The sequence below is a fragment of the Scandinavium sp. M-37 genome (assembly GCF_043558715.1).
Classification (GTDB): Bacteria; Pseudomonadota; Gammaproteobacteria; order Enterobacterales; family Enterobacteriaceae; genus Scandinavium; species Scandinavium vulneris_A.
Window position 1 is genome coordinate 23,363 of record NZ_JBIGIN010000048.1, and the last position, 6,444, is coordinate 29,806.

The window sequence follows — 6,444 nt, forward strand, 5'->3', positions numbered from 1 at the left end:
ATATTTATGGATACCACTACACGAGTAGGTTTGATCGGCACGGGGTTACTGGGGCAAGCGGTAGCGCGTCGTCTGGCTGCAGTTGGTTGTCGGGTTGAGGCGTGGAACCGGACAAAGGATAAAGCGCTCGGTCTGGAAGCCTTTGGTGTCAAATGTGTCGATTCAGTCGAAAAGTTATTGTCCGGGAACAACGTTATCATTTGTCTTCTGAGTGATGCCGATGCCTGCGACGAGGTGATTTTCACCGAGACAAGATTGTCACTCATTGCTCACCACTCGATCATTATCATGATGAGCACGCTCACCCCGGTGAAGGTGGTTGAACAGCAACTTCAGGCTCGACGCGCAAAACTTTATTATGTGGACATGCCCGTGTCTGGTGGTACGAAGGGCGCGGAGAAGGGTACGTTGTCATTGATGGCAGGAGGGGCGAAGCAAAGTATCGATCGGCTTCGTCCTCTGCTTACTCACCTTGGTAAGGTTACCCGGGTGGGGGAGGTTGGTGCAGGACAGCTCACCAAACTTGCAAACCAGATTATTGTCGCCGGGACGTTATGTTTATTGTCAGAGGCCTTTACATTGGCCCAGCGGGGCGGGGCCGATCCGATTAAGGTCCGGGAGGCGCTGTTGGGTGGGTTTGCTGATTCCACCTTGCTACAACAACACGGTGAACGCATGGTAGAAAGTGATTTTTGCGCGCGCGGCTCAGCGGCATGGCAGCTCAAAGATACAAAAAGTATCATGGCGTTGGCAGAACAGCTTGATTTGACGTTGCCGTTGACTGATAAGGTCAATGTCTTGTTCAGCCAGATGGTTGCCGCGGGTGATGGCGATTTAGATCATTGCGGTATTATCCGGCAAATACAGCGTCTGAATGGACTCTCTATTTAATCATCGAGACGCTCTCGCGTTTTATTAGCACGCTTGTTAATTCGAACACGTTCTGTTGTTCACCAGACAAGCACTGGATTGCTTTTTCTGCCAGCATTTCGAGAGGGTGCTTGATGACGCTGATGGAAGGCGACAGCAGACGGCTCCAGTGGCTGTCATGATAAACAATCAGCGATAAATCGTCAGGAACAGAAATCTTCAGTTCGCGGATCCGTGACATGATGACCGGTGCAATTGAGGTATTACCAATAATGACTGCCGTCGGGGGTACCTCAAGCTCAAGCAGCTCATCCAGTGCCTGGCTGGCGAGGGGATCGCGAAAATTCTTCACCACCGTATATTGCTTATCCCATGCTAAACCGCTCTCTTTAAGACCTTGTTGATAGCCATTCAGCCGCTGTAGAGATGTTGAGGTATTGAGTGGGCCGCTGATCCAGGCGATACGTTTGTGTCCCAGCCGGGCAAGATAAAGGGCGGCTTCACATGCAGAGTCGTGGTTATTAAAACCAATGACGCTGGCATGCTTAACGTCTTCAAGAAAACGGTCAATAAAGACCACAGAAATACCCATTTCACCGATGGATTGCCAGATATCACTGTTCGCACTGGTAGGCGTGGCTATGATGGCTTTGACACGCTTTTGCATCAGCATCCGCAGACTCTCACGCTCAAGCAGCGGATCTTCCTGAGTCGTCACAAGAATGACATTCATATCCAGTTCTCTGGCCCGCCGTACGATAAGATCTGATATCTCAGAAAAAAAGTCATTGGCAATGTCAGCCACCACTAAGCCAATAGTATTATTCAGGTTTGTTTTTAATTCTCTGGCGGAGCTCTGAGGGGTGTAATTAAGCGTTTGCATTGCTTCGCTCACGCGAATGCGCGTGCGTTCAGATACTGAACCAGTACCGGGATTTAATACTCGTGACACTACACCGATAGATACTCCGGCCAGCCCTGCGACGTCTCTGATGGTAATTTTCTTCTTATTTGTCAACGCACAACCACTCTATGTTGTTCTTCTGACATCAGGATGAGGAGCCTGAACACAGGATCAATCTTAATACTCACTGCTTTCAACGCGTTACTGATTTCAGCTCTCGCCGCTGCTGCGTTGCGTATATCAGCTCATCTTTACCTTTTGTGGTGGGGCTGTAAAGCCTGGAGATTACTTCCGCTGATGCTGACATCGCATTTCTGACAGGCCGGTCAGTCCGGTTTGCCTTGAAGCGCTGTATGAATCGGTGAGAGTTCAAAAACATTTACGAGCCATATGGACTCACTCCGATCAACCGATCTGAATTTTCATGAGTGTATCAGTTTCCCAGAGTTACTTTGGTTGATACTGAGCTTCCGACGAAAAGTTAGATCAACTTTTACTCCTGGCTAAAGGTTGCCCTGACTTATTAAGGCAAGCTGCTTCGTGCCCGGAGCGGGCATTGCTAACTACCCACCATAATAATTGTTGGGGAGCCTCACAAGACCAGGTCATCGCGAAAGAACTTTGATGATCCTGGATACACATTCATCGCTGGATAAACTGTACGAGTCTAAAATGAGATGTTCTCTGTTCCATGGTTCATAAGTCAAATCGGTAACATATTTCCAGTCTGGCAGGGTTAACCCCTCGACTTCTGACACCCTTGTTCCCACTCGTTTACGATGCTCAATCATATCGGAACATACGATCTCAATTTCTAAAAAATCGGTTCTTGCCGATAAAGCTATTTCTCGATAGGCATCACGGGTTAACGCCAGTGGGTTCACTGAGTCAGTGATTACTGTTGCTCCTAATAGCAGGTTTTCTCTGGCGAGTGAGTAAGCGACAAAATAACCAGTAGGCCCCATTTCGCGGTCCTCTTCTTCGGCTTTAAGTATGGCCTGCTCAATCGTGTCGATTCGCAAGTAAAGGGCGTTTACTCGCAACACGTTGCTCGGTATCCCCTGGACTCGTCGTGCTTTTTCAACTGAATTTTCTGAAGCCCGAAATTGGTTACGAGACGAGTTTAAAGCTGCCGGTCTTAGCGTATCCCAGGATGCGGCTGGTAATTTAATTGGTCGGCGTGAAGGACTGAATGATAAAAAACCGCCATTAGTGACAGGCTCGCACTGTGATACCGTCGTGGGGGGGGCGATTCGATGGCATTATCGGTGTGCTGGCGGGGATTGAAATCGCTCAATGCCTTGCAGAACAAGGTATCAGATGGGAGCATCCCTTTGAAGTTATTGACTTCCTGTCTGAAGAGTCGAGTGATTATGGTATCTCTTGTGTCGGTAGTCGGGCCTTCAGTGGTTCACTGGATGCCGCGATGCTGGATTCGCAAAACAGTGTGGGAGAAACGCTGGCCGAGGCAATAAGTCGGATTGGGGGAACGCCAGCAGAGCTCACACAGCCGTTGCGTAAACCCCAGAGTATAGCAGCTTTTATTGAGCTCCATATTGAACAGGGGCCGGTGCTGGAATCGCTGGACTACCCGATAGGCGTGGTGACTAATATTGTCGGTATTCGTCGTGTGCGCATTGTCGTCACAGGCCAGCCAGACCATGCGGGGACAACCCCCATGGATATACGCCGTGATGCGCTTGTCGGTGCGGCACGAATCATTGATGAAGCGTATCGCATGGCATCGCAAATGAGTGGCAATCCGAGCTATGTTGTCGCGACAGTCGGGCATCTGGAAATGACGCCTAATGTGGCTAACGCCGTACCCGGCCATGTAGCGCTGACGCTTGAAGTTCGCAGCGACAATCAGGTGATACTGGATACTTTCCCGGAACAGTTGCTGGCGACGGTTGCATCAGGCCTCACAGCGTTGCGGTTGTCTACCCAGGTCACACACTTAACTCGTGCGAAACCAACACCCTGCAGTGATGTGGTGATGGAGGCCATCGAGCTTGCTGCCAACAAACTCGATTACGCCAACATCCGTCTGCCAAGTGGTGCCGGGCATGATGCCGTGTATGTATCTCCATTAGGCCCGACGGGTATGGTGTTCATTCCTTGTCTGAATGGTCGCAGCCATTGTCCGGAAGAGTGGATTGAGTCACAGCAATTATGGCGTGGTACGCAGGTATTGTACCAGGCGTTAACGGAATTGGATGGCATTTTAATTTCGCCCGAAAGGTCTCTGTTGTCATCAGGCTGATAATTTTTTGAAATCAGACTCCTGCATCTACAGCCTCGTGCTTACTGGTTTTGACACAGGGTTTGACGAACTGACGGCCCCTCAGTTCGTCAAATCCATCGACTTCAGCTTATTGGCTCAAAAGTGGGCAGTAGCACAGGCCTCCATGCCGATCAAACGCGGTGGGATGTTGGCAAAAAAAGAGGTCATTTGTGAGCGCCTGAGTTGCTGTTGAACAACGGCTTTCCGTGCTCGTCTACCCCGTGGACCTGGAAAATCTCTTTTGCCAAATTAATGCCAATAGTTTTAACGCTCATGATGGTCGCTCCGCTCAAGTAGTGACGATTAATCGTTATACTGTCGCACAAGGGAAGGGGGGCCATTCCATTAGCAAAGCCATTCTTCGTATGGGAAACCCGGTTTGAAAATGAGTGATAATACTGTCATCATTAACTTTAATTAAGCGGTGCTTATTCATGTGATAAAGGGTGGCTTAAAAGTTTCGCAGGGTATAGAACATAATTATGAATAGTTACATTTGTTTATTAGTTCGATAATGGACTTATTCTCTTTTCTTAATAAATTACACCAGTGATTTGAGTCACAAAAAAATCCTAAAAAATCATGAAAAAAGTTTAAAAGTAAATTTTATTTATTCGAAATTAATCTTTGGAATTTATCGTTAACCCCGCTACTCATGCGGTTTTAGACTCATTCTGGCATTCGATGCAGAATTCCCGGGAATAATTAATTCGGGTTTGTCCTGTTTACGTGCGGTGTCGGGGAGTGTAAAAATAAACGGCCTGCCGTTATATTTGTTGCATGCTCTTAATCTGGCAGGAAGCCCAATTACACATTAAATGGAGAATGAGCGGATGAGCCAAAGCTTTCAGAATGAAATCCCGAAGGCGCGTGTTAATATTTCGTTGGATTTACACACGGGAGGCGCGCAGAAGAAAATCGAGCTCCCGCTCAAGTTGCTGAGTGTAGGCGACTTCAGTAACGGTAAGGCCACCGGCACCCTGTCGGAAAGAAGTAAAATAAATGTTAATAAAAACAACTTCGACTCAGTTTTGGGTGAACTAAATCCTGAGGTGAATCTCACCGTAAAAAATACCCTCGCCGATGACGGCTCTGAAGAAAATGTCCGCCTGAGCTTCCAGAATATGAAAGATTTCGAGCCAGAGCAGATAGCCCGCCAAATACCACAGCTGAAAGCCATGCTCGCTATGCGTAATTTACTGCGCGACCTCAAATCCAATCTTCTCGACAATACTACGTTCAAGAAAGAATTTGAAAAAATTCTGAAAGACCCGGCTCTGAGTGATGAGCTGCGTAACGAACTTAATGCCCTTGCCCCGTCCCAGGATTAATAACGTATTACTGGAAACATTAACGGAATAACTGGAAATAATGCTTATGTCAGCCAATAACGAATCCCAGAACCCGGTGACGGGCGCGACCATTGAAAAAACACTGCCAGCCGGCGGCGTATATGCCTCACTGTTCGACAAAATAAACCTGGAGCCGGTCGCCGAAATGAACTCGCTTAATGGGTTTGATGATAATACGGTGATGGCTGAAACGTCGACAAACGCCCGTGTGACCGCCGCGGTACAGGTCTTTATGCAGTGCCTGCAGAAGTCAGGTCAGAAAGTGGAAAAGCTTGATAAGACCCTGCTTGATCACCACATTGCTGAACTGGATTTCCAGATCAGCCGCCAGCTCGATGAAGTCATGCACAACGAAGAGTTCCAGAAAGTGGAATCGGTCTGGCGCGGACTGCAGGATTTGGTGAAAAAAACCGACTTCAGGCAGAATGTTAAGCTGGAACTGCTTGATTTATCTAAAGAAGAGTTGCGTCAGGATTTTGAGGATTGTCCGGAGGTAATCCAGAGCGGACTGTACAAACAAACGTACATTGCCGAATACGACACACCTGGTGGAGAGCCTGTCGCTGCCATCATTTCAGCGTATGAGTTTGATGCTTCAGCCCAGGACGTGGCGCTGATGCGTAATATATCAAAAGTTTCCGCTGCTGCCCATATGCCGTTTATCGGCTCTGCGGGACCGAAGTTCTTCCAGAAGGACTCGATGGAAGAAGTCGCGGCCATCAAAGACATTGGCAACTACTTCGATCGCGCGGAATACATTAAATGGAAATCGTTCCGCGACACCGACGACTCCCGCTACCTCGGTCTTGTGATGCCCCGTGTGCTGGCTCGTCTGCCGTATGGTCCGGACACCGTGCCGGTGCGCAGCTTCAACTATGTCGAAGAAGTGAAAGGCCCGGATCACGACAAATACCTGTGGACCAACGCTTCGTTCGCCTTCGCGGCCAACATGGTGAAGAGCTTCATCAACAACGGCTGGTGCGTGCAGATCCGTGGCCCGCAGGCCGGTGGTGCCGTGCAGGATCTGCCGATTC

The 6,444-nt window shown here is 48.8% G+C and carries 6 protein-coding genes; 4 read left to right on the plus strand and 2 right to left on the minus strand.

The annotated features are described in order from the left end of the window. The first annotated feature begins 6 nt into the window (after nucleotides 1-6). On the plus strand, nucleotides 7-891 hold the full coding sequence (locus ACG0Z5_RS22130; protein ID WP_394451242.1) for an NAD(P)-dependent oxidoreductase: 885 nt from the start codon (nucleotides 7-9) through the stop codon (nucleotides 889-891). On the opposite strand, the gene ACG0Z5_RS22135 is transcribed toward ACG0Z5_RS22130, so the two are convergent. Together ACG0Z5_RS22135 and ACG0Z5_RS22140 are read right to left on the minus strand one after the other, a co-directional pair. Continuing rightward, a complete protein-coding gene (locus ACG0Z5_RS22135; protein WP_394451244.1) occupies nucleotides 884-1,888 on the minus strand; it encodes a LacI family DNA-binding transcriptional regulator in 1,005 nt (334 codons plus the stop codon). The two genes, ACG0Z5_RS22130 and ACG0Z5_RS22135, sit on opposite strands and share 8 nt — an antisense overlap. A gap of 491 nt (nucleotides 1,889-2,379) precedes the next feature. Next, complete coding sequence (locus ACG0Z5_RS22140) at nucleotides 2,380-2,820, minus strand: AAA family ATPase (protein ID WP_394451245.1); 441 nt, start codon at nucleotides 2,818-2,820, stop codon at nucleotides 2,380-2,382. A gap of 182 nt (nucleotides 2,821-3,002) precedes the next feature. On the opposite strand from ACG0Z5_RS22140, the gene ACG0Z5_RS22145 reads away from it, so the two are divergent. The 3 genes from ACG0Z5_RS22145 to tssC form a co-directional block, all read left to right on the plus strand. Then, nucleotides 3,003-4,037 (plus strand): hydantoinase/carbamoylase family amidase, encoded by a 1,035-nt coding sequence (locus tag ACG0Z5_RS22145; protein ID WP_394451247.1) that lies wholly within the window; start codon nucleotides 3,003-3,005, stop codon nucleotides 4,035-4,037. 854 nt (nucleotides 4,038-4,891) lie between these two features. Then, complete coding sequence (gene tssB / locus ACG0Z5_RS22150; protein ID WP_394451249.1) at nucleotides 4,892-5,389, plus strand: type VI secretion system contractile sheath small subunit; 498 nt, start codon at nucleotides 4,892-4,894, stop codon at nucleotides 5,387-5,389. Nucleotides 5,390-5,429: 40 nt separating this feature from the next. Beyond that, nucleotides 5,430-6,444 (plus strand): type VI secretion system contractile sheath large subunit (gene tssC / locus ACG0Z5_RS22155; RefSeq protein ID WP_394451251.1); only part of this gene is annotated, 1,015 nt, incomplete at its 3' end.

Excerpts from the sequence above, each read along its gene's own strand:
- ACG0Z5_RS22130 (WP_394451242.1), top strand. The coding sequence starts at position 7 with ATGGATACCACTACACGAGTAGGTTTGATCGGCACGGGGTTACTGGGG.
- tssB (WP_394451249.1), top strand. The coding sequence starts at position 4,892 with ATGAGCCAAAGCTTTCAGAATGAAATCCCGAAGGCGCGTGTTAATATT.